Source organism: Pseudomonas sp. Marseille-P9899 (genome assembly GCF_903166565.1).
GTDB lineage: Bacteria > Pseudomonadota > Gammaproteobacteria > Pseudomonadales > Pseudomonadaceae > Aquipseudomonas > Aquipseudomonas huaxiensis.
Window position 1 is genome coordinate 1387320 of sequence record NZ_CAESCG010000002.1, and the last position, 20544, is coordinate 1407863.

The 20544-nt window shown below is 63.8% G+C and carries 15 protein-coding genes and 3 pseudogenes; 13 read left to right on the plus strand and 5 right to left on the minus strand.

What is annotated here, in order from left to right; genetic code table 11:
• Positions 1–45: 45 nt before the first annotated feature.
• Positions 46–2307 (minus strand): TonB-dependent receptor, encoded by a 2262-nt coding sequence (locus HWV67_RS15650; RefSeq protein WP_175651881.1) that lies wholly within the window; start codon positions 2305–2307, stop codon positions 46–48.
• A 522-nt stretch (positions 2308–2829) separates the two neighbouring features.
• On the opposite strand from HWV67_RS15650, the gene HWV67_RS15655 reads away from it, so the two are divergent.
• Both HWV67_RS15655 and aldA read left to right on the plus strand, forming a co-directional pair.
• Positions 2830–5010, plus strand: coding sequence for a PQQ-dependent dehydrogenase, methanol/ethanol family (locus HWV67_RS15655; protein ID WP_175651882.1), 2181 nt, complete (start codon positions 2830–2832; stop codon positions 5008–5010).
• Positions 5011–5034: 24 nt separating this feature from the next.
• Positions 5035–6468: an aldehyde dehydrogenase gene (aldA, locus tag HWV67_RS15660; protein ID WP_175651883.1), complete on the plus strand. Its 1434-nt coding sequence runs from the start codon at positions 5035–5037 to the stop codon at positions 6466–6468.
• A 65-nt stretch (positions 6469–6533) separates the two neighbouring features.
• Here the strand turns inward: aldA and HWV67_RS15665 are convergent, their stop codons facing one another.
• The 3 genes and pseudogenes from HWV67_RS15665 to HWV67_RS15675 all read right to left on the minus strand — a co-directional run bounded on the left by HWV67_RS15665 (position 6534) and on the right by HWV67_RS15675 (position 9852).
• Positions 6534–8459 (minus strand): sigma-54-dependent Fis family transcriptional regulator, encoded by a 1926-nt coding sequence (locus tag HWV67_RS15665; RefSeq protein WP_175651884.1) that lies wholly within the window; start codon positions 8457–8459, stop codon positions 6534–6536.
• 295 nt (positions 8460–8754) lie between these two features.
• Positions 8755–9276 (minus strand): annotated as a pseudogene (gloA, locus tag HWV67_RS15670) (lactoylglutathione lyase).
• A 216-nt stretch (positions 9277–9492) separates the two neighbouring features.
• Complete coding sequence (locus HWV67_RS15675; protein ID WP_175651885.1) at positions 9493–9852, minus strand: histone-like nucleoid-structuring protein, MvaT/MvaU family; 360 nt, start codon at positions 9850–9852, stop codon at positions 9493–9495.
• Between the two features lie 342 nt (positions 9853–10194).
• Here HWV67_RS15675 and HWV67_RS15680 point away from each other — a divergent pair, with 342 nt between their 5' ends.
• Complete coding sequence (locus HWV67_RS15680; protein ID WP_175651886.1) at positions 10195–11484, plus strand: OprD family porin; 1290 nt, start codon at positions 10195–10197, stop codon at positions 11482–11484.
• Between the two features lie 53 nt (positions 11485–11537).
• Positions 11538–12275, plus strand: coding sequence for a precorrin-6A synthase (deacetylating) (cobF, locus tag HWV67_RS15685; RefSeq protein ID WP_175651887.1), 738 nt, complete (start codon positions 11538–11540; stop codon positions 12273–12275).
• On the opposite strand, the gene HWV67_RS15690 is transcribed toward cobF, so the two are convergent.
• The gene (locus HWV67_RS15690; RefSeq protein WP_175651888.1) at positions 12244–13557 is read right to left on the minus strand and encodes a glycosyltransferase family 4 protein; all 1314 of its coding nucleotides are present in this window, start codon (positions 13555–13557) and stop codon (positions 12244–12246) included. The genes cobF and HWV67_RS15690 overlap by 32 nt on opposite strands.
• 232 nt (positions 13558–13789) lie before the next feature.
• Between HWV67_RS15690 and HWV67_RS15695 the strand changes: the two genes are divergently transcribed.
• The 9 genes and pseudogenes from HWV67_RS15695 (at position 13790) to HWV67_RS15730 (ending at position 20504) form a co-directional block, all read left to right on the plus strand.
• A complete protein-coding gene (locus HWV67_RS15695; RefSeq protein ID WP_175651889.1) occupies positions 13790–14212 on the plus strand; it encodes a hypothetical protein in 423 nt (140 codons plus the stop codon).
• Between the two features lie 182 nt (positions 14213–14394).
• Positions 14395–14727: a YdcA family protein gene (locus HWV67_RS15700; protein WP_175651890.1), complete on the plus strand. Its 333-nt coding sequence runs from the start codon at positions 14395–14397 to the stop codon at positions 14725–14727.
• Between the two features lie 78 nt (positions 14728–14805).
• Positions 14806–15567 carry an efflux RND transporter periplasmic adaptor subunit gene (locus HWV67_RS15705; protein ID WP_175651891.1) on the plus strand — a complete coding sequence of 254 codons (762 nt, stop codon included), beginning with the start codon at positions 14806–14808 and terminating at the stop codon, positions 15565–15567.
• A pseudogene (locus tag HWV67_RS32125) lies at positions 15564–15795 on the plus strand (HlyD family secretion protein); the annotation flags it as partial. The gene HWV67_RS15705 and the pseudogene HWV67_RS32125, both read left to right, overlap by 4 nt.
• 83 nt (positions 15796–15878) lie before the next feature.
• A pseudogene (locus HWV67_RS15710) lies at positions 15879–16883 on the plus strand (efflux RND transporter periplasmic adaptor subunit); the annotation flags it as partial.
• Positions 16880–18979, plus strand: coding sequence for an HlyD family secretion protein (locus tag HWV67_RS15715; protein WP_175651893.1), 2100 nt, complete (start codon positions 16880–16882; stop codon positions 18977–18979). The pseudogene HWV67_RS15710 and the gene HWV67_RS15715, both read left to right, overlap by 4 nt.
• Positions 18980–19142: 163 nt before the next feature.
• A complete protein-coding gene (locus HWV67_RS15720) occupies positions 19143–19595 on the plus strand; it encodes a GNAT family N-acetyltransferase (RefSeq protein WP_256680125.1) in 453 nt (150 codons plus the stop codon).
• Positions 19592–19933, plus strand: a complete 342-nt coding sequence (locus HWV67_RS15725) for a DUF6916 family protein (RefSeq protein ID WP_175651895.1) — start codon at positions 19592–19594, stop codon at positions 19931–19933. Before HWV67_RS15720 ends, HWV67_RS15725 begins: the two co-directional genes overlap by 4 nt.
• 40 nt (positions 19934–19973) lie before the next feature.
• Positions 19974–20504: a phage tail protein gene (locus HWV67_RS15730; protein WP_175651896.1), complete on the plus strand. Its 531-nt coding sequence runs from the start codon at positions 19974–19976 to the stop codon at positions 20502–20504.
• Positions 20505–20544 lie beyond the last annotated feature (40 nt).

The window sequence follows — 20544 nt, forward strand, 5'->3', positions numbered from 1 at the left end:
GCCTGGGCTGTGCGCCGGGCCATGGGCCCGGCGCCGCGGGGCGGATCAGAAGCGAGCGGTGACGGCGACGCCGGAGGTGCGCGGTTCGCCGTAGGCGACCCAGTACGGCGCGTTGCCGCCGCCCAGGGAAATGCCGTGGACCTGGTACTGCTTGTTGCCCAGGTTGTTGACGTAGCCGGTGACGCTGTATTTGTCGTCGGCGGTGGCGTAGGTCACGTGGGCGTTGGCCAGGGCGTAGCCGCCCTGGTACAGGTTGCTCCAGCGCGAGTCCTGCAGTGCCGAGATGAAGTACTCGCGGCTCTGGTAGCGCACGTCGCCGCCGATATTGATCTTGCCGGGGATGTCCAGCGGCAGGCGGTAGTCGGCGCCCAGTGCGTAGACATGGCGCGGCGAGCGCACGAAGGTGTTGCCTTTCCAGCGGTCACCGGTGAATTCGGTATCGAGGAACGAGGCGCTGAACTGCACCAGCAGGTCATCGATCGGACGGGCCTGCAGTTCCAGCTCGGCGCCCTTGGCCTTGCCTTCGGCGTCGTTGACCAGCATCGAAACGATGCTGCCGTTGGCGGTGGTCGTGGTGGCGTTGACCTGCATGTTGTCGTAGTCGTAGTAGAAGACGTTGGCGTTGGCGATCAGCCGCCCGCCGAGCCACTCCGACTTCAGGCCCAGCTCGTAGGATTGCAGCTCTTCCGGATCGACCGTGCTCAACTGCTCCAGGCTGTTGGCCAGGCCCGTGTTGAACACCCCGGAACGGAAGCCCTTGGCGTAGCGGGCATAGACCCGCAGGTTGTCGTTGATGCGGTATTCCGGGGTCAGGTCATAGGTGACCGCGCTCCAGTGCTTGTCGCGCTTGGCATTGCCGTTGGCGGTCAGGCCGGCCAGGGTGACGGCGTTGGCGTTCTGCAACGAGCTTTGGTCCCACCAGTCGCCGGCGAAACCGTCGCCGGTGTACTGCTGCAGGTCCAGGTCGATGTTTTTCTTTTCCGATGTCCAGCGCAGGCCGCCGGTGAGGCTGAAGGCGTCGGTGAAGTCGTAGGTCAGGTTGCCGAACAGCGCATAGCTGGTGTTGCCGTGCTCGTAGCTGACGCCCGAGTACTCGGCGGCGCCCGGCCCGCTGTCGACAATCGAGGTTGCCGACTGGCTCTCGAGTTTTTCGTGGAAGGCGTGGGCGCCGGCGATCCAGCGCAGGGTTTCGCTGGTCGGCGAGGCCAGGCGCAATTCCTGGGAGTACTGCTTCCAGTTGTTGTTGGCATAGGCGCGGCCACCTTCGACCGGCGACAGGTCGTCGTCGCTGATGGCCCGTTGGCGGGTCTGGTCGAAGGCGGTGATCGAGGTCAGCGTGTAGTCGCCGAGGGCGTAGTTGAGGGTCAGCGAGGTGCCGTCGTGTTGCACCTTGGACTTGTTGTCGACGTTGGCTTCGAGGTAGCGCTTGCGGTCGTTGGCGCGGGTGTAGCCGCCCAGCCAGGGGAAGCGGCCGACCGGCAGCAGGCCGTTGGCGTTGCCGCGCGACTCGCTCGAATGGATGCTCCACAGCGCTTCCAGGTCCGGGTTGAGCTTGGCCAGGAACTGCACGCGAATGGCTTCGCGGTCGATGGCGTCGTGGTCCTTGTCGAGGTTGGTGTTCTTGATGAAGCCGTCGCGCTCCTTGGTGTAGAGCGAGACGCGGGCGGCCAGGCGCTCATCGATCAAGGCGCCGCCGAGGGCACCTTCGACGATTTTCTGATTCTTGCTGCCGTAGCCGAGGGTGGCGTAGCCGTCGGTATCGAACGACGGTTTCTTGCTGATGATGTTGACCGCGCCGCCGGTGGTGTTCTTGCCGTACAGGGTGCCTTGCGGGCCGCGCAGAATCTCGATGCGTTCGAGGTCGAACAACGGATCGGCGCCGGCCAGGGGCGCGTTCAGGTAGACGTCGTCGGCGTAGATCCCGACCGGGAATACGGTGGCCGCGCCGACGTCGCCGGTGCCGACGCCACGGATGTACCAGCGTGGCCGGTCATCGCCGTCCGGGCTCTTGGCCTGGGCATTGGGTACGAAGGTCAGGGCCTTGCCGACGTAGTCGGTGGGGGTCTTCTGCAAGTCCTCGCCGCTGATGGCGCTCACGGCGTTGGAGATGTCCTGGACACTTTGCTCGCGGCGTTGCGCGGTCACGGTGACGGTCTTCAGCGCTGGCGCGGCGCTGGGGGTGTCCTCGGTCGTGGCGCTGTCGCCGGTCTCGGCCGCCTGTAGCGGCAGGCTGCTGAGCGCACTGGCGAACAGTCCGGCTTGTAGCAGGCCGCGAGAAATGGGGTTGAGTGAGTTCCAGTTGGGCATAAGTGCTCCGTTGCAAGTGGGCAGTCAGATACTGTTGATCCGTTGCAAAGCCCCATTGCAGAGCGTGTGCCAGCTTGTACGAGGGTTGTCTAACTGGCTGTTTTTATTAACTTATTAATGTGTTCGGTTTTTTACCTTTGAAATCAGGTGTTTCCGTGACAGCAACAGAGTGCGTAAAGGCTGCTGCCGGAGCAGCAGAACCGCTCTGGAATGAGGGTTTCGGGCGGGTGGAGGAGCGATGGCTGGCGGCCATGGGCTAACCGACAGATCTTTAGCGACTTTGAGGTCGAGCATCGCGAAGGTTCGGCGCCCCGACAAGCTCGGTCCTACACCTGTCCCGCTGCTGTAGCGTCCGACGCAACACCTGTAGCGCTCCATTCCCTCCGTAAACGCTCCCTCTTTTCCTCGGAACCCCCGTAAACAAAGGCCTCCAGCCCGATCGCAACGATCTGGCATAGCCGTTGCTCTGTCCCTGGTGCGCAGCGAAATGATCGCGCCACTAATAAGAACAGGACAAACCCCATGAGACAGATTGGCCATGCCTCGCTTTCCGGCGCTCGTTCGACCGTCGCCGGTATTCCCTTGAAATCCCTGGCTGCCGCGTTGCTGTTGAGCCTGGCCACCACGCCAGCGCTGGCCGTTGAACTACCGGCCAACGTCGACAGCAAGCGCCTGATTGCCGCCGACAAGGAACCCGGCAACTGGATGAGCACCGGGCGGACCTACGACGAGCAGCGCTACAGCCCGCTCAACAAAATCAGCGATCAGAACGTCGACAAGCTCGGCCTGGCGTGGAGCTACAAGCTCGATCTGGACCGGGGTGTGGAGGCCACGCCGATCGTGGTCGATGGCGTGATGTACACCACCGGGCCGTTCTCGGTGGTGTATGCGCTGGATGCCCGTGACGGCAAGCTGATCTGGAAATACGACCCGCAATCGGACCGCAACCGCGCCGGCGAAGCCTGCTGCGACGCGGTCAACCGCGGGGTGGCGGTATGGAAGGGCAAGGTTTATGTCGGCGTGCTCGACGGCCGCCTGGAAGCCATCGACGCCAAGACCGGGAAACGCGCCTGGTCGGTCGATACCCGCGCCGACCACAAGCGCAGCTACACCATTACCGGCGCGCCACGGGTGGTCAACGGCAAGGTGGTGATCGGCAATGGCGGCGCCGAGTTCGGCGTGCGCGGCTACGTCACGGCCTATGACGCCGAAACGGGCAAGGAAGCCTGGCGCTTCTACACCGTGCCGGGCGACCCCAAATTGCCACCGGAAGGCAAGGGCATGGAAATCGCCGCCAAGACCTGGTTCGGCGATGCCTTCGCCGAGCAGGGCGGTGGCGGTACGGCCTGGGACTCGTTTGCCTTCGATCCGGATTTGAACCTGTTGTACATCGGCGTCGGCAACGGCTCGCTCTGGGACCCGAAATGGCGCAGCCAGGCCAAGGGCGACAACCTGTTCCTGTCATCGATTGTCGCGGTCAACGCCGACACCGGCGAATACGTCTGGCACTACCAGACCACTCCGGGCGACGCCTGGGACTACACCGCGACCCAGCACATGATCCTTGCCGAGCTGCCAATCGACGGCAAGCCGCGCAAAGTGCTGATGCAGGCGCCGAAAAACGGCTTCTTCTATGTGATCGACCGCGCCACCGGCGAGTTGCTCTCGGCCAAGGGCATCGTGCCGCAGAGCTGGACCAAGGGCATGGACATGAAGACCGGCCGGCCGATCGTCGATGACGAAAACGCCGCCTACTGGAAAGACGGCAAGCGCAAGCTGGTGACGCCGGCCTTCTGGGGCGCCCATGACTGGCAGCCGATGTCCTACAACCCGAACACCGGGCTGGTGTACATCCCGGCGCACATCATGTCGGCCTACTACGAGCACATTCCCGAGGCGCCCAAGCGTAACCCGTTCAAGAGCATGTACCAGCTGGGCCTGCGCACCGGGATGATGCCGGAGAATGTCGACGGCCTGCTGGACATGGCCAAGGGCTGGTCGGGCAAGCTGATCGCCTGGGACCCGGTCAAGCAGCAGCCGGCCTGGGAAGTGCCCTACGTGACCATCTTCAACGGCGGCACCCTGAGCACCGCCGGCAACCTGGTGTTCGAAGGCAGCGCCGACGGCCGCGTCATCGCCTACGCCGCCGACACCGGCAAGAAACTCTGGGAGCAACCGGCGGCCAGTGGCGTGATGGCGGCACCGATCACCTACAGCGTCGATGGCGAACAGTACGTGACCTTCATGGCCGGCTGGGGCGGGGCGTTCTCCACCTTTGCCGGGGCGCTGTCGCTGCGGGCCGGGGTGCAGCCGTTCTCCCAGGTGCTGACCTACAAGATTGGCGGCACCGCCAAGCTGCAAGAGCCGGCACCGCGTCCCGACACCCCGAAACCGCCTGCGCTGAGCAACGACACGGCCTCCATCGAAGCCGGCGCCAAGCTGTATGACGGCTATTGCTCGCAGTGCCACGGCATCCACGCGGTCAGCGGCGGCGTATTGCCCGACTTGCGCAAGCTGACGCCAGAGAAACACCAGATGTTCCTCGGGATCCTGTTCGGCGGCCGTGTGCCCGATGGCATGCCGTCGTTTGCCGATGCCTTCACCCCGGAGCAGGTCGACCAGATCCATCAGTACCTGATCAAGCGGTCCCACGACCTGCAGAACGAAGGCGATGCCTGGAAGCAGTTCAGCGCCAAGCAATAAGCCCCTGACAAGAGAGACGCGGATATGAGTGACGCCATTTATCAGAACTACATCGCCAATGCCTTCGTTGCCAGCGACGAGCTGATCGAGGTGCATAACCCGGCCAACGGCCAGTTGCTCGGGCGCGTGCCCCAGGGCAGCAGCGCCGAGGTCGAACAGGCCATCGCCGCCGCGCGCCAGGCGCAGAAGGCATGGGCGCTGCGCCCGGCCATCGAACGTGCGGGCTACCTGCGCAAGATCGCCAGCAAGGTGCGCGAGCATGCCGAGCGCCTGGCGCGGGTCATCACCGCCGAGCAGGGCAAGGTGCTGGAGCTGGCGCTGGTCGAGGTGAATTTCACCGCCGACTACCTCGATTACATGGCCGAGTGGGCGCGACGCCTGGAAGGCGAAGTGCTGAGCAGTGACCGGGCCGGCGAGAGCATCTTCCTGCTGCGCAAACCGCTGGGTGTGGTTGCCGGGATCTTGCCGTGGAACTTCCCGTTTTTCCTGATCGCCCGCAAGATGGCGCCGGCGCTGTTGACCGGCAACACCATCGTGATCAAGCCGAGCGAAGAACCCCCGATCAACTGCTTCGAGTTCGCCCGCCTGGTGGCTGAGACGGACCTGCCCGCCGGCGTGTTCAACGTGGTCTGCGGTACCGGCGCCACGGTCGGCAGCGCGCTGACCAGCCATCCCGGCATCGACCTGATCAGCTTTACCGGGAGCGTCGGCACCGGCTCGCGAATCATGGCCGCCGCCGCGCCGAACATCACCAAGCTCAACCTGGAACTGGGCGGCAAGGCGCCGGCCATCGTCCTGGCCGACGCCGACCTGGATCTGGCGGTCCGGGCCATCACCGCCTCGCGGGTGATCAACACCGGGCAGGTATGCAACTGCGCCGAGCGGGTGTATGTCGAGCGCAAGGTGGCCGATGCGTTTATCGAACGCATTGCCGCGTCCATGGCCGCCACCCGTTATGGCGACCCGCTGGCCGAAAGCGGCCTGGACATGGGGCCGCTGATCAATCGTGCTGCGCTGGACAAGGTGGCGCAGATGGTCCGCACCGCCAGCGGGCAGGGCGCGCAGGTGATTACCGGCGGCGCGGTGGCCGATCTGGGTCAGGGTTTCCACTATCAGCCGACGGTGCTGGCCGGCTGCTCGGCGGACATGGAAATCATGCGCAAGGAGATCTTCGGCCCGGTGCTGCCGATCCAGATTGTCGATGACCTGGACGAGGCCATCGCGCTGTCCAACGACAGCGAATACGGCCTGACCTCATCGATCTACACCGGCAGCCTGAGCGCGGCCTTGCAGGCGACCCGTTCGCTGGACTTCGGCGAGACCTACATCAACCGCGAAAACTTCGAAGCCATGCAGGGCTTCCATGCCGGGACGCGCAAGTCCGGTATTGGCGGTGCCGATGGCAAGCACGGGCTGTACGAGTACACCCACACCCATGTGGTGTATATCCAGGCCTGACCGTTCGACCGCGCCATGAGAAACGCCCGGACCGTGTTGACGGTCCGGGCGTTTTTCGTTGCGGCTCAGAGGCAGTCGTTGGGCTGCACCAGCCGGTGTTTTTTCATCTGCCGATAGAGCGTCGAGCGGGCGACGCCCAGCTCGGTGGCCGCCGCGCTGATATTCCAGCGATGGCGGCGCAAGGTCGCCAGCAGGCTCGACGCTTGCGGTTCGCTGCTGGTCGGCGGGATGGCCGGTAGCGCGTGCACGGCGGGGCTGTGCAGCAGATCGCCGGGCAGGCAGTCCAGATCGATACAGCCGTCCTCGGCCAGCGCCACCGCGTAGCGCAGGGCGTTGAGCAACTGACGGATATTGCCGGGCCAGGGCGCGTCGAGCAGGCATTGGCGTGCCTGGTCGGTGAGTTGCAGGCCCTGGGCCTCGGCCTGGCTGTCGAGCAGGTACTGGATCAGTTGCGCGCGGTCACTGCGCTCGCGCAGCGGCGGCAGATTGAGGTTCATGCCGTTGAGGCGGTAGAACAGGTCCTCGCGAAAGCCCTTGTCGCGCAACATGCCTTGCAGGTCTTGGTGCGTGGCGCAAATCACCTGGATATCCAGCGCCACCGGCACCTGGGCGCCGAGGGGCGAGATCTCGCGCTCGGCCAGCACCCGTAGCAGGCGGGTTTGCAGATGGGCCGGCATGTCGCCGATTTCATCGAGAAACAGCGTGCCGCCATTGGCCAGTTCCAGCTTGCCCTTCATGCCTTTTTTCTCGGCACCGGTGAAGCTGCCACCGCGGTAGCCGAACAGCTCGCTCTCGATCAGGCTCTCCGGGATCGCCGCGCAATTGAGCGCGACAAAGGGACCGCCATGGCGGGAGCTGGCTTGATGGATGGCGCGGGCAAAGGCTTCCTTGCCGGTGCCGGTTTCGCCGGTAATCAGGATGGCGATGTCTTTGTCGATCACCTTGCGCAGGCGCCGCACCGCCTGTTGCAGCGTCGGGTCAGCACCGGCCAGTTGCTCCAGGTCGGGGTGACGGGGCCGCGGCGCCTTGGCCGGGGCGGGTGCCACGCGGCGCTGGTCCGAGGGAATGCGCAGGCTCAGGTCCAGCAGCGCCTCGTCATGCCGGGCGCGCAGGCGCAGGCCGCGGGCGCCGCCGTTGGTCAGGCGCAGCAACTCATCGACGCCCATCGGCAACAACTGATCGATCAGGCTGCCCAGCAGGTTGCAGCCATTGGCCTGGTCATGGGCGACAAAGGCCGCGCGGTTGGCGCCGATCACCCGGCCACTGTCATCCACGGCCAGCAACTGCTCATTGGCCAGGTCGGCGATTTCGTCTATGGGCTTGAGCGAAAGCGTCAGGCGGTCCCGGTAGCTTTGGCGAAAGTGCGCGTTCTCGATCAGGCGGGCATAGAGGATCACCAGTTGCAGGGTCAGGTACTGGCTTTCCTTGGGGCCATCGCTGTTCAGGCAGGTGGCGTTCAGGCAGCCCTGCAACAGACCCTGGGCATTGAAGATCGGCGCGACCGAGCAACTCAGGCGGGCATTGGCGGTTAGGAAATGCTCCTCGCGGTGGATGATCAGCGGCTCGGCCGCCGCGAGGGTGGTGCCGATGCCGTTGGTGCCGGCGATGGACTCGTCCCAGCGTGCGCCGACCACCAGGCCCGAGCGAATGTACGGGTCATGCTGGACGGGGAGACGGGCGTCGAGGGTGATGCCGTGTTCGTCGCTGAGCAGCACCGCAAAACCGGCGGGCACCACGCGCCGGGCCAGGCCGCTGACGCCCTGGCTGGCGATATCGAGGTACTGCTGGTGTTGTTGCTGGTGGCGGCGGATATCGTCGGCGCAGAGGATATCCAGGCGGGTGGCGGTGGCGGGGTCGAGCCGGTGCTGCATGACGCTGCGGTACCAGGACTGGGCAATCACCCCGTCCGGGCGGATGCGCCGCTCGGGGAAGTGCTCGTTGACGAAGGCGGCGAGTTCGCTTGGGTGGGTCTGCGCGCTAGGCCGAGTCATGGACGGCTCCCTGTGGCGTGCCGCTCCAGAGGGGCGGGCACGGCGATCTTGTTATAGGTGCGACGAGCCGGAACTGTCACGGGAGCTAAGATAGCCCCTGGTGGCGGGCAGCGCCATGGCGGGTGGGATGGCCGTGCGGTCTTTGCGATGCGCAGGGCAGGGCCGGATGCGGGAGCGAGCGCTTTTGCAGGGCCTGCTCATCAAGAGAAAGCAGGGCGTCGTTGAGAAGGAAGGGGCCCGCTGCGGCGCTGTATCGAATGGATAAGCCCACAGCGCCGGCCCCAAGCCCGGCTAATCAGAACTCGGTCGGCTGAATGATCTCGACCCAGTAATCATCCGGGTCCTTGATGAACGCCAGGTGCTTCATACGACCATCGCTCAGGCGCTTCTGGAAGTTCACGCCCAGTTACTCGAAACGCTCGCAGGCGGCACGGATGTCCGGCACGGCGATGCAGATGTGGCCGAAACCACGTGGATCGGTGTTGCCGTTGTGGTAGGCGAACGCGGGATCGTTCTCGGTGCCGTGGTTGTGGGTCAGCTCGAGAATGCCCGGGATCGATTTCATCCACTCGGTGCGCTTGGCTGCATCGGCCGGGATCTGCGCCTTGTCCACCAGGGCGAGGAAGTACAGGCTGAATTCGGCTTCCGGGAAGTCGCGCTTTTCAACCAGGCTGAAGCCCAGCACGCGGGTATAGAAGTCCAAGGATTTGGCAACGTCCTTCACCCGCAGCATGGTGTGGTTGAAGACGAAGTTGTGGGTGGCGGCATCGGGTTGCGCGGTGACGCCAGGGAGGGTATCGAGGTCTTGCAGGCTCATGGGCACTCCGCAATTGAGGCCGGCGCCAGGGGCGTCGGCAGAACAGTCAGGCGGCCATGATACGGAACTGAATCCATTGCGCAAACAATTGCGCCCCGTGGCCTAAGCTCACGGGGCGCAGCAATTAGAAGCCCGCCGAAGCGGGCGAATGGGGCGCTAATCCTTTAGCAGCCTCCATCCTGATCCACTGATTGTGAAAAATATGTGAAGTGAATTTCACTTGCGCAACCACTTGTCAACGGTGTCCGCACCGTATTGTTGTTTCCAGGCTTTAAGGCCACGGTGGTTGCCGCCTTTGGTCTCGATCAGTTCACCGGTATGCGGGTTTTCGTAGACTTTCACTACCCGCGCCCGACGTTGTTTCGGTGTGCGCGCCACGGACTTGGTGGCAGCGGCAGGGTCGAGGATTGCAATGATGTCGCGCAGGCCCTTGTCGTAGCTCTTCATCAGTGCGACAAGTTTCTGTTCGAATTCGATTTCACGTTTAAGGCCGGCGTCCTTTTTCAACACCTCCAGTTGTGCGAGCTGTTCCTGAAGGGCTTTTTCGGCGGCGCGGAACTCTGCAAGTCTGGACACGGTAACCACTCCTATATCGGCGGTGTTGCGCACTGCGATGAACGCAAATAACACAACGACCAGGGGCTGTACTAACAGCATGGTTAACAGTGTAGCCAATTGCCCACGGACTAACAGTGAACTTTTACGGTGGTGTTCATGGAACTTTCAAACTTGATAATGTTCGGTGGCGGGTTGAAGTAACGAAGGTGTCTGCCGAGGGCCTTCGACCATGGTCCAATGGGCCGGGCCAGAGCGCTTGCCGATAATTCGCGAGCGTCGCGCGAGTGGGTGCGGCGGTGCAGGGCCCCGGGTGCTTGGCGCGGGGCCGTTTTTCGCCTTTATTCGGATTGCCTGTTGCTCATGTTTGTCCCTCTTTCTTGCTCTACCGGGCGCCGTTTGTGCGGCCTGGCGGGGTTGTTCGTCAGTGTTTCGGCGCACGCCGGTGGTTTTTTCGAAGACAGCAGTGCACGTGTGGAAACACGTAATGTTTACTTCAATCGCGACTTTCGTGACGGCCATAGCAGTTCTGCGCAAGGTGCGTCGAAACGCGAGGAATGGGCACAAGGTTTTATTCTGAATATTCAGTCCGGTTATACCGAAGGGCCGCTTGGCTTCGGTGTAGATGCGCTGGGCATGTATGGCTTCAAACTGGATTCGAGTCCGGCCGACAGCAACAGTGGGTTGTTGCCTTCCCGTGGACATGATCCGCGTCAGTCGGTGGATCAATACGCCAAGCTTGGCCTGACCAGCAAAGTTCGTTATTCGAAAACGCTGTTGAAATATGGCGCGATGCTGCCGGACATGCCGCTGCTCAAATACAACGACGGGCGTTTGTTGCCAACGATGTTCCATGGCGCCTCGCTGACCTCCGAGGAGGTCAGCGACCTGCGCCTGAGCCTGATGCGCCTGGACAAATACACGGCCCGCGACTCCACCGATGCCCAGGACATCCGCGTGCACTGCAAGAACAAGCGCTATGCCTGCGACACTACCGCTGATCACTTCGACCTGGCCGGCCTGGACTATCGGATCAACGAGCGCGTCACTGCGCAGTATCAGGTTGCGAAGCTGGAAAACATCTACCGCCAGCATTTCCTGGGCCTCACCGCCAGCCAGCCGCTGGCGCTCGGCAGTGTTTCCGCCGACCTGCGCCTGATCAAGAGTGACGATATCGGCCGGGCCCGCGCGGGCGAGATCGACCACCGCGCGTTCAGTGGCATGCTCGGCTACGGCCTGGGCGGGCACAAGTTCAGCGTCGGCTGGCAGCGCATGTACGGCGACAGCGCCATGCCGTACCTGGATGGCAGCAACCCGTACCTGGTCAACTACGCCCAGGTCAACGATTTCGCCGCCGCGCAGGAGCGTTCCTGGCAACTGCGCTACGACTATGACTTCAAGGCCCTGGGCCTGAATGGCCTGACCTTCCTCACCCGCTATATCAATGGCGATCACGTCAAGGTTCCCGGCAGCCTGGCCGAGGGCAAGGAATGGGAGCGCGACACCGAGTTCAAGTACCAGGTGCAAAGCGGCACGTTCAAGGATGTCAGCGTGCGCTTGCGCAACTCCACGTATCGCAGCAACTACGAGAAGTTCGCCCGCGACATGGATGAAACCCGGGTGATCGTCAGCTACAACTTCTCGATCTGGTAAAACCCGCCCGGTTGCGCCGACAATGAGCCGGCGCACTTCGGGAGTCTTTACCCATGAAACACCTGCTGTTGATCGGAATCGGCCCGGGCAATCCGCGGCAGATCACCCTTGAAGCCATCGACGCGCTGAACCGTGCCGATGTCTTCTTCGTGCTGGACAAGCACCAGAGCAACGACGACATGCTGCACCTGCGCAAGCAGATGCTCGAGCAGTGGGTGACCCGCCCGTACCGGCTGGTGCAGGTCGAAGACCCACGCCGCGATGGCGAGGCGGCCGATTATGTCGGCGCCGTGCGCGACTGGCACCAGCAGCGCGCCACGCTCTACGGCCGGCTGCTGGCCGACGAATTGCGCGACGGAGAATGCGGCGCTTTCCTTCTCTGGGGGGAGCCTGGGCTGTACGACAGCACGCTGCGTATCCTGGAACTTGTGGAAGGCGAGGATTTCAGCCTCGAAGTGATTCCCGGCATCAGCAGCGTGCAGGCCCTGGCCGCCCGCCACCGGATTGCGCTCAACCGCATTGGCGAGCCGCTGCAGATTCTTCCCGGAAGACGACTGGCTGAAGTGCCACGGATCGACAACGTGGTGGTGATGCTGGACGGCAAGTGCGCGTTCGCCGAGCTGGACGACCCGGACCTGCACATCTACTGGGGCGCCTACCTGGGCAGCGCCGACGAAATCCTCATCAGCGGAGCGCTTTCGGCGGTCAAGGCGCAGATCCTCGCCGCCCGCGAGCAGGCGAGGGCGCGCAAGGGCTGGATCATGGACACTTATCTGCTGCGTCGTCAGTAAGCCGGTTCTTCGCTTCGAGCCACTGTTTCAGGTACTGGGCGTTCTTGTGCTGGTGATGACGCAACATCGCCCCGGTGAAGTTGTACAGACGCTGGGCCGGCAGGTCCTGCAGGGTTTGCTCGATACGTTCGACCAGGGTCTGGCTATGCCAGCGTCGGTCGTAACGGGCGCCGAGCAACTGGCGGGCATCGCGTTGGGCCTGGTTCCAGCGCGCTTCGTCGCTGTACAGGCTGGCCGCAGCTTCGGCCAGGCCCTCGGCAGTGCCGGACACCAGACCGGGCCAGGACAGGGCGCCGTGCATGGCTTCGGTACCGATCGGCGTGGTCACGCTCGGCGTGCCGGCCTGCATGGCATCGGTGAGCTCACCCTTGATCCCGGCGCCGAAACGCAGCGGCGCCAGACACACCCGCGCCTTGCCCATCACTTCCAGTGCATCGTCGGCGCGCTCAAACATCAGGAAACCGTCCTCGGTGCTGTGCAGCGCAGCGGCCTTGGGCGGGGCGTCGGCGCCGTAGATGTGCAACTGCGCATCGGGCAGGCGGCGGCGGATCATCGGCCAGATGTTGTGCTTCATCCACAGCACCGCGTCCCAGTCCGGCGCATGGCGCAAGTTGCCGATGCTGATGAAATGCGCGCGCTCGGCAAACGGTCGTGGCGCGGCGCTCGGCACCGGCAGCATCAACGGGCACCAGTGCAGCAGGTCGGGCGGCACGCCGAAACCGTTGACCAGCAGGTTGATCTCCACGTCGGAGATCATCAGGCTCAAATCGCAGCGGTAGATCGCTGCGAGTTCGCGCTGGGTCAGGTCGGTCGGGGCCATCTGCCGGTAGAGGTCGGGGCCGGAGGTGGCGAACAGTTCGCGGAAATCGTTGGGGTCCAGGCCATGCGTCAAGCGCCGGCGCAGCAGGACATGACGCGCTTCGCGCAGGCTCTGCAACTCGGACGTCTCCAGCACGCGCAGGGCGTCCGGGCAGTGTTTCTCCACGCGCCAGCCAAATTGCTCTTCCATCATGAAGCGGTCGAACAGCACCACGTCCGGTGCCAGTTCGCTGATGAACCGCTCGAAGCTGTCGTCGTTCAGTTCAATGACCTGCTCGCCGATGCCAAGGCTGGCGAGGTCGGCCTTGTGCTCGCCGGCTGCTGCGGGGCTGGTGGAGGTGATGCGCCAGCCGTGGGCCAGGAAACTTTCGAGGATCTGCATCATGTGTCCGCCGGCGGCCGGGGAGGTCGGCTCGGGCCAGGCATAACCAATGACCAGAACGTGCAGGGGCGATGCGGACATGTGCGGTGGGGCCTTGGAAAAAGGGCGTATTAAAGCAGATTCAGCTTCGCTGCTGCGCTGCGCAAGCGCTCTGTCTGGAGGATCGGGCGGCCTCTTGAGGGGAAATATTTGCGCTGCTACTGCAACAAGTTTCGATATTGTCAGTCGTAATGGCAAGCTGCCACGTCTCGGACGCCGTGGGTGTTGTACTGCAGCTCCGTCCGTGCAATTCAGACTTACCGCAAGGACTCTCATGAAGATCAAAGCTGCCCTGTTGGGTTCCCTCCTGCTGCTCTTGCCGCTGTCTTACGCGCAGGCTGATAACTGCCGCTCGAACAGCTATGGCGGACAAGACTGCCGGTACGACGATGGCACCACGTCGACCAGTCGTTCCAACAGTTACGGCGGCCAGGACACCCGCTACAGCGACGGCCGTTCCTCCACCAGCCGCTCGAACAGCTACGGCGGCCAGGAAACCCGCTTCAGCGATGGCAGCAGTTCCAGCAGCCGCGCCAACAGCTACGGTGGCCAGGATACCCGCTACAGCAACGGCGAGTCGTCCAACAGCCGCTCCAACAGTTATGGCGGCCAGGACACTCGCAACAGCGACGGCTCCAGTTCCACCAGCCGCTCCAACAGCTACGGCGGTCAGGACACCCGGAACAGCAAGCGCTAAGCAATACCCCCGCAACACGCTCCGCAACGGACACGGTTTCACGCCGTGTCCGCTTGACCGCGAGCTTTCCCGAACGATTCCTCGCAAGCGTCGCGCAAATTTCATCAAGCCCCCCCGGCAGACCACTTCCTCGATCAGAAAAAGGTTGATAGCATCCGGCCACTTCGTGGAGGGCGGTTTTTGTGACGCGGTTCTCGATTCGTCTGATTGCCCCAACGTTGCTGCTGATCCTCGCAGCCACCAGCGCCTGGGCTGGCAACACGCCTTGCTCCGGACGCAAGGGTGGCATTGCCGGCTGCGATGGTGATGCCTTCCTGTGTAACGACGGTTCCATCAGTGCCTCGAAAAAAAGCTGCGCCGCCTACACGGGTGGACGAGGTTCCTCTGCTGTGGCCCGGCCATTGCTGGATGCCAGCAGCGAATGCGGCTGTGGCTCCGGCGCCTACTGCACCGGGCCGCGTGGCGGGGTCTACTGCCTCACTCCCGGTGGCAAGAAGAGCTACCGCCGACGCTGACCAACGGTGGTCAGGTTCGGCGCATGTCAGCCGATACTCAAACTGAAACAATCCAAACCTTTTACAGGATGTAGCGAGATGAAGCAGGTAGCGTGGTGGGCGGTTTTGGCCCTGATCAGTGGCGTGGCACAGGCCGCGACCGACAGCGATCCCTTGCTTGAAGGCGCCACGTCCACCGCCAGTGAGGTCCGTGGCGTGCTGCGTGCCCGTTCCCAGGCGGTGCTGGCCAGCGAGTTGCCGGGCCGCGTTACCGAGATCCCCTTCGCCGAAGGCCAGTCGTTCAGCAAGGGCGACGTACTGGTGCGTTTCGACTGCAGCGCCTACCAGGCCCAGGCCAACGCTTCCGGTGCCGCGGTGCGCGCCGCCCGCGAAGAATTGCGCAACAAGCAGCAACTGGCGGCCCTCAACTCGGTCGGCCGCTTCGAAGTGGCCCTCGCCGAAGCCCGTCAGGCTCAGGCACAGGCCGAGTCCCAGGTGTATCAAGTGCAAGTCCAACGCTGCCAGGTGAAAGCACCGTTCGACGGTCAGGTCGTGGTGCGCCGGGTCCAGGCGCACGAGAGCGTAGCCAGCGGCACGCCGCTGCTGGAAATCGTCGACAACCGTTCCTTGGAAATCCACTTGCTGGTGCCGTCGCGCTGGCTCGGCAAACTCAAGCCCGAGCAGACGTTCAGCTTCGTTCCCGATGAAACCGGCACGCCGATCAATGCCGTGGTCAAGCGCCTCGGCGCGCGTATCGATGAGGGCAGCCAGACGCTGCTGCTGATCGGCAGCGTACCGGCCAACACTCCAGGCCTGCTGGCCGGGATGAGCGGCACCGCGCACTTCGCGGAGCCGCAATGAACGCGCCCGTTCCCGGCGCGCTGGAACAGCTTCTGGCGCACTACCTGAAGCTGGAACGGCAGGCCCGTGCCGCCGCCTCGGTGGAAGTGCTGTCGTTCAGCATGGTCAACGACAGCCAAGCGCTGTTCGGTTTCCGTCACGCGGCGTTGCTGATCACCGGCAAGGTTTGCGCCCTGACCGGCATCAGCGCGGTCGAGCCGAATGCACCGTTCGTGGTGTTTATCGAGCGTGTTGCCTCGCGCCTCGCAGCGGGTGAACGTTTTGCCTTGCCGGGCGTAGTGCCGCAGGAAGACCTCGATCAGGCCAGCCGCGACGACTGGCAGGCGCTGTCGGCGCCGTATGCCTTCTGGCTGCCGCTGAAAAATCGCGAAGGTGAAGTGTTCGGCGGCCTGTGGCTTGCCCGCGACAATCCCTGGAATGATGCCGAACAAGCGCTGCTGGCGCAGTTGGGCGATTGCTACAGCCACGCCTGGCGCGCGTTGCAGCCGGGTAAACCGTGGCGCCTGCGCTGGCCGGCGAAGACCCGCTGGGCGCTTGCCGGCGCGTTGTTGCTGGTGCTGCTGGTGCCGGTGCGCCAATCGGTGCTGGCGCCGGCCGAAGTGGTGCCGCGCAACGGTCAGGTGGTTGCCGCGCCGCTGGATGGTGTGGTCGCCGAATTTCTGGTCAAGCCCAACCAGCCGGTGAAGGCCGGCGAGGTGCTGGTGCGTTTTGACGCCACCAGCCTCAAGGCCCAGGCCGATGTTGCCGAGCGTACCCTTGGAGTCGCCGAGGCCGAACTCAAGGCCAACACCCAGCGGGCGTTTTCCGATGCCGATTCCAGTGCCCGACTGGACCTGCTGGCCGCCCGCGTAGAACAGAAACGCGCCGAGCGTGATTACGCCCGCGACCTGCTGGCACGTACCGAAGTGCGCGCCGAACGTGATGGCATCGCGGTGTTCGCCGACGCCCAGCGCTGGACCGGCAAGCCGGTGCGCACCGGCGAGCGTCTGCTGGAAATCGCCGACCCGGCCCAGGCCGAACTGCGTATCGAACTGCCGGTGGCCGATGCCATCGGCCTGGAGCAGGGCGCCGAAGTGGCGCTGTTCCTCGACAGCGATCCGCTGCACCGCCACAGCGCGACCCTCGAGCGCGCGGCGTACCAGGCGCAAAGCACCTCGGCCGGGCAACTGGCCTACCGTCTCGATGCCGCCTTCGCCGCCGCCCCGCCGCGTATCGGTTTGCGCGGCACGGCCAAGGTCTTTGGTGACCGCGCGCCGCTGGCGCTGTACCTGTTGCGCCGGCCGCTGGCGGCCCTGCGTCAGGCGGTGGGCCTGTGATGTTGCCGGCGCTGCGTGCCGACCTGCAGCTTTCGGCGGGTGCGCCGGGGCTCGACGGTTCACCGCAATGGACCCTCGCCGACCCGCTGCGTGGCAAGTATTTCAAGCTGGGCGCGCCGGCCATGCGGCTGTTGCGCCACTGGGCGCTGGGCGACCCGACGCGGGTGCTCAACGCGGCCAACGCCGAACCCGGCGCGCCGCTGGGGCCGCAAGCGGTTGAAGAACTGCTGCGGTTTTTGCGCGGGCATGACCTGATCAGCGCCAGCGACGCCGAACAGCGTGCCGGCTACGAGGCCAAAGCAGCCAGTCAGCGCCAGGGTCTGTGGACGCAACTCCTGCACAAATACCTGTTCTTCCGTATTCCGCTGTGGCGGCCGGACGCCTTCCTCAATCGCACCTGGCCGTGGCTGGAGCGTTTCGGCCCGAACCTGCTGCGCTTCGGTCTACCGACCGTGTTGCTGCTGGGCATCTTCCTGGTGATGCGTGACTGGGAGCGCTTCCTTGCGACCTTCCCGCATCTGCTCAGCCTGGGCGGCATGGCGGCCTTTGGTATTGCCCTGGGTTTTGCCAAGCTCTGTCATGAATTCGGTCATGCCTACATGGCCAAGCGCGCCGGGTGCCGGGTGCCCAGCATGGGCGTGGCCTTCATGGTGCTGCTGCCGATGCTCTACACCGATGTCAGCGATGCCTGGCGCGTGCAGGACCGGCGCACCCGGCTGCTGATTGGCGCGGGCGGCGTGCTGGCCGAACTGCTCTTGGCGTGTATCGCCTTGCTGGCCTGGTCGTTGCTGCCGGACGGGGCAGGGCGCACGGCGGCGTTCATGCTGGCCAGCGCCACCTGGATCACCACCCTGGCGATCAACGTCAATCCGCTGATGCGCTTCGACGGTTATTTCCTGCTCAGCGATCTGTGGGGCGTCGACAACCTGCAGAGCCGCGGTTTCGCCCTCTGCCGCTGGCACCTGCGCGAGCGCCTGTTCGGCTACGGCGAGCCGCCGCCCGAGCGCTGGTCGCCGGTGCTGCGCAAGCGCCTGTTGTTCTGGGGCTACGCCTCGTGGATCTGGCGCGCGGTGCTGTTCTTCGGGATCGCCCTGGCGGTCTATCACCTGTTCTTCAAGGTGCTTGGCATCTTCCTGATGATGGTCGAGCTGGTGTGGTTCATCGGTTTGCCGATCTGGCGCGAGTGGGAACACTGGTGGAAACACCGCGACAAGGCCCAGCCGCGCAAGGTGCTGGTGCTCGGCATCGCGCTGCTGGCCCTGCTGGCGGTGCTGCTGGTGCCTTGGCGTAGTGGCGTGGAAGTGCCGGCGATGCTTGAGGCGTCGCGGGTCAGCGGGCTGCATGCACCGGCTGCGGCGCGGGTTCGCGAGGTGCTGGTGAAGGATGGCCAGCAGGTGGCCGAGAGTCAGGTGCTGATCGAGCTGGACTCACCGGACCTCGCGTCGCGCATGAGCATCACCCGCCGCGAGATCGATATCCTGCAATTGCAACTGCGCCGTCAGTCGGGTCGCAGCGCCACTGCGGCTGACAGCGGTATTCTCGAACAACGCCTGGCCGAGGCCGTGGCCGAATACCGCGGTCTCGCCGCCCAGCGCGAACGCCTGAGCCTGCGCGCTCCGCATGCTGGCGTAGTGCGCGACCTGGCGGAAAACCTCGCGCCGGGTCGTTGGGTCGCGGTGGACTTGCCGCTGGCTCAGGTCGCCGAAGGCGGGCTGCGTTTGCGTGGCTATCTTGCCGAAGCTGATCTGTGGCGTGTGGAGCCGGGTACCCGCGGGCATTTCGTCGCTGATGACGTGCTGCGTGATTCCCTGGCGGTAAGCCTTAAAGATGTCGACGCCAATGGCGTCTCCTACATTGACCAGGAAGCGCTGGTGTCCGATCACCACGGACCGATCGCTGTGCGCCGTGATGAAGAGAAGCGGGCGCAGCCGCTGGAGGCCCACTATGGTGTTCGTTTCGACCTCGAAAACGGCGCACCCCAGCAGGTCTCGCACCCGCAGAGAGGCCTTGTGGTGCTGGACGGAGAGGCCATGTCGTTATTGGGATCCGCATGGCGACGACTGGCCGCTTTAGGGGTAAGAGAAAGTGGATTTTAGTAGTGCGATTGTAAGACAGTTGCGGTAATCTGCTGTCAATTTGCCACGCCAGTAAATGTGACGTCCGTCACATAATTAATTTGCCCACAAAGTAGTTATTACAGGGAAGTTTGCTTTGATGTCGAAGTGCGCTGCGACACTCCGTGCCTTGCATTCAGATGATATGGCCTTCATCGAACGCCTTTACGCCGACTCGCGCGCGGCTGAGATGTCCCATAGCGGCTGGCCTGCCGAGCAGATCGCCACTTTCCTCAGCCAGCAATTCAATACTCAGCATGCTTATTATCAGGCGCACTATGACGGCGCCGAATTCCTCATTATCGAATACGAAGGGTCACCCATTGGCCGGCTCTATCGGTTCTGGGGTCCCACCACCGTAAATCTCATCGATATCGCACTGGTTCCCCACTTCCAGAACCGCGGAATTGGCAGCTCGCTTCTTGAAGAAATGCTGCAGCGTGCCGATGCAGAGGGGCTGGTCACCGAATTGTTCGTTGAAACTTATAACCCTGCCCAGCGGTTGTACGGTCGACTTGGATTCACTGTTATCAATGAGTCCGGGGTGTATCTGCGAATGCATCGTCAGCCCCGGGCGGCTATCAGGAATGTTTCATGAGTCAGGATAACCTCAACGCCATTCCCACGCGTGCCGAACTGGCCGGTTGCGACCCTGAAGGCTTCGTGCTCCAGGTCGCCCCGGAGCAGGGGATCCGTGTGTCTCTGCTCGAAGTGCGTGACGGCGTACCGATGAACGCGCGCTACGAGTGCTATTCGTTGATGCTGGCCCTGCCCAAAGGCGTGGCACTGCCCTCGGACCTCTATCGCCTGTTCGGGCCGGATGGCCAGCAGTGGGTGTTGCTGTTTACCCCCGTCATGCCGGAGCCCGACGGTCGCGGTGTACTCGAGGCGGTCATCCACCGTGAGTGCCATGTGCCGGTAGGCGCAAGCGCTTGAAGAGATTTCAACCAAAGCAACTCAACTAAGGAAGTGTTTGATGAGCGATCCATTTCTGGGCGAAATCAAGATGTTCGGTGGCAACTTCGCGCCGCGCGGCTACTCCCTCTGCAACGGGCAACTGATGGCTCTTTCGCAGAACACTGCGTTGTTCGCGTTGCTGGGCACCGTGTATGGCGGCAACGGCGTGAGCAACTTCGGCCTGCCGAACTTCCAGGGCCGTGCGCCGATCCATTGGGGTCAGGGCGCGGGTCTGCAGAACGTGATCCTGGGCGAGGCCGCCGGGCTGGAAGCCGTCACCCTGTTGACCAGCAACATCCCCCCACACATCCACTCGCTGACCGTTTCGAGCGCGGGCGGCACCAGCAGCACGCCGCTTGCCAACGGTTACCTGGGTGCTGCCGTCGACAAGGACCTGAACCCGATCAACCTGTACACCACCACGTCGACGGCCCCGGTCAACCTGAACACCAGCGTCACCGGTGGCGGCCTGCCGGTGGAGAACCGCAGTCCGTATCTGGCAGTGAGCTTCATCATCGCGCTGATGGGCGAATTCCCATCCCGCAACTAATGAAACAACCGGCGGCGCCCCGACAGGGCGCCGCCACTTT

Excerpts from the sequence above, each read along its gene's own strand:
- HWV67_RS15650 (WP_175651881.1), bottom strand. The coding sequence starts at position 2,307 with ATGCCCAACTGGAACTCACTCAACCCCATTTCTCGCGGCCTGCTACAA.
- HWV67_RS15655 (WP_175651882.1), top strand. The coding sequence starts at position 2,830 with ATGAGACAGATTGGCCATGCCTCGCTTTCCGGCGCTCGTTCGACCGTC.
- aldA (WP_175651883.1), top strand. The coding sequence starts at position 5,035 with ATGAGTGACGCCATTTATCAGAACTACATCGCCAATGCCTTCGTTGCC.
- HWV67_RS15665 (WP_175651884.1), bottom strand. The coding sequence starts at position 8,459 with ATGACTCGGCCTAGCGCGCAGACCCACCCAAGCGAACTCGCCGCCTTC.
- HWV67_RS15680 (WP_175651886.1), top strand. The coding sequence starts at position 10,195 with ATGTTTGTCCCTCTTTCTTGCTCTACCGGGCGCCGTTTGTGCGGCCTG.
- cobF (WP_175651887.1), top strand. The coding sequence starts at position 11,538 with ATGAAACACCTGCTGTTGATCGGAATCGGCCCGGGCAATCCGCGGCAG.
- HWV67_RS15690 (WP_175651888.1), bottom strand. The coding sequence starts at position 13,557 with ATGTCCGCATCGCCCCTGCACGTTCTGGTCATTGGTTATGCCTGGCCC.
- HWV67_RS15695 (WP_175651889.1), top strand. The coding sequence starts at position 13,790 with ATGAAGATCAAAGCTGCCCTGTTGGGTTCCCTCCTGCTGCTCTTGCCG.
- HWV67_RS15705 (WP_175651891.1), top strand. The coding sequence starts at position 14,806 with ATGAAGCAGGTAGCGTGGTGGGCGGTTTTGGCCCTGATCAGTGGCGTG.
- HWV67_RS15720 (WP_256680125.1), top strand. The coding sequence starts at position 19,143 with ATGGCCTTCATCGAACGCCTTTACGCCGACTCGCGCGCGGCTGAGATG.
- HWV67_RS15725 (WP_175651895.1), top strand. The coding sequence starts at position 19,592 with ATGAGTCAGGATAACCTCAACGCCATTCCCACGCGTGCCGAACTGGCC.
- HWV67_RS15730 (WP_175651896.1), top strand. The coding sequence starts at position 19,974 with ATGAGCGATCCATTTCTGGGCGAAATCAAGATGTTCGGTGGCAACTTC.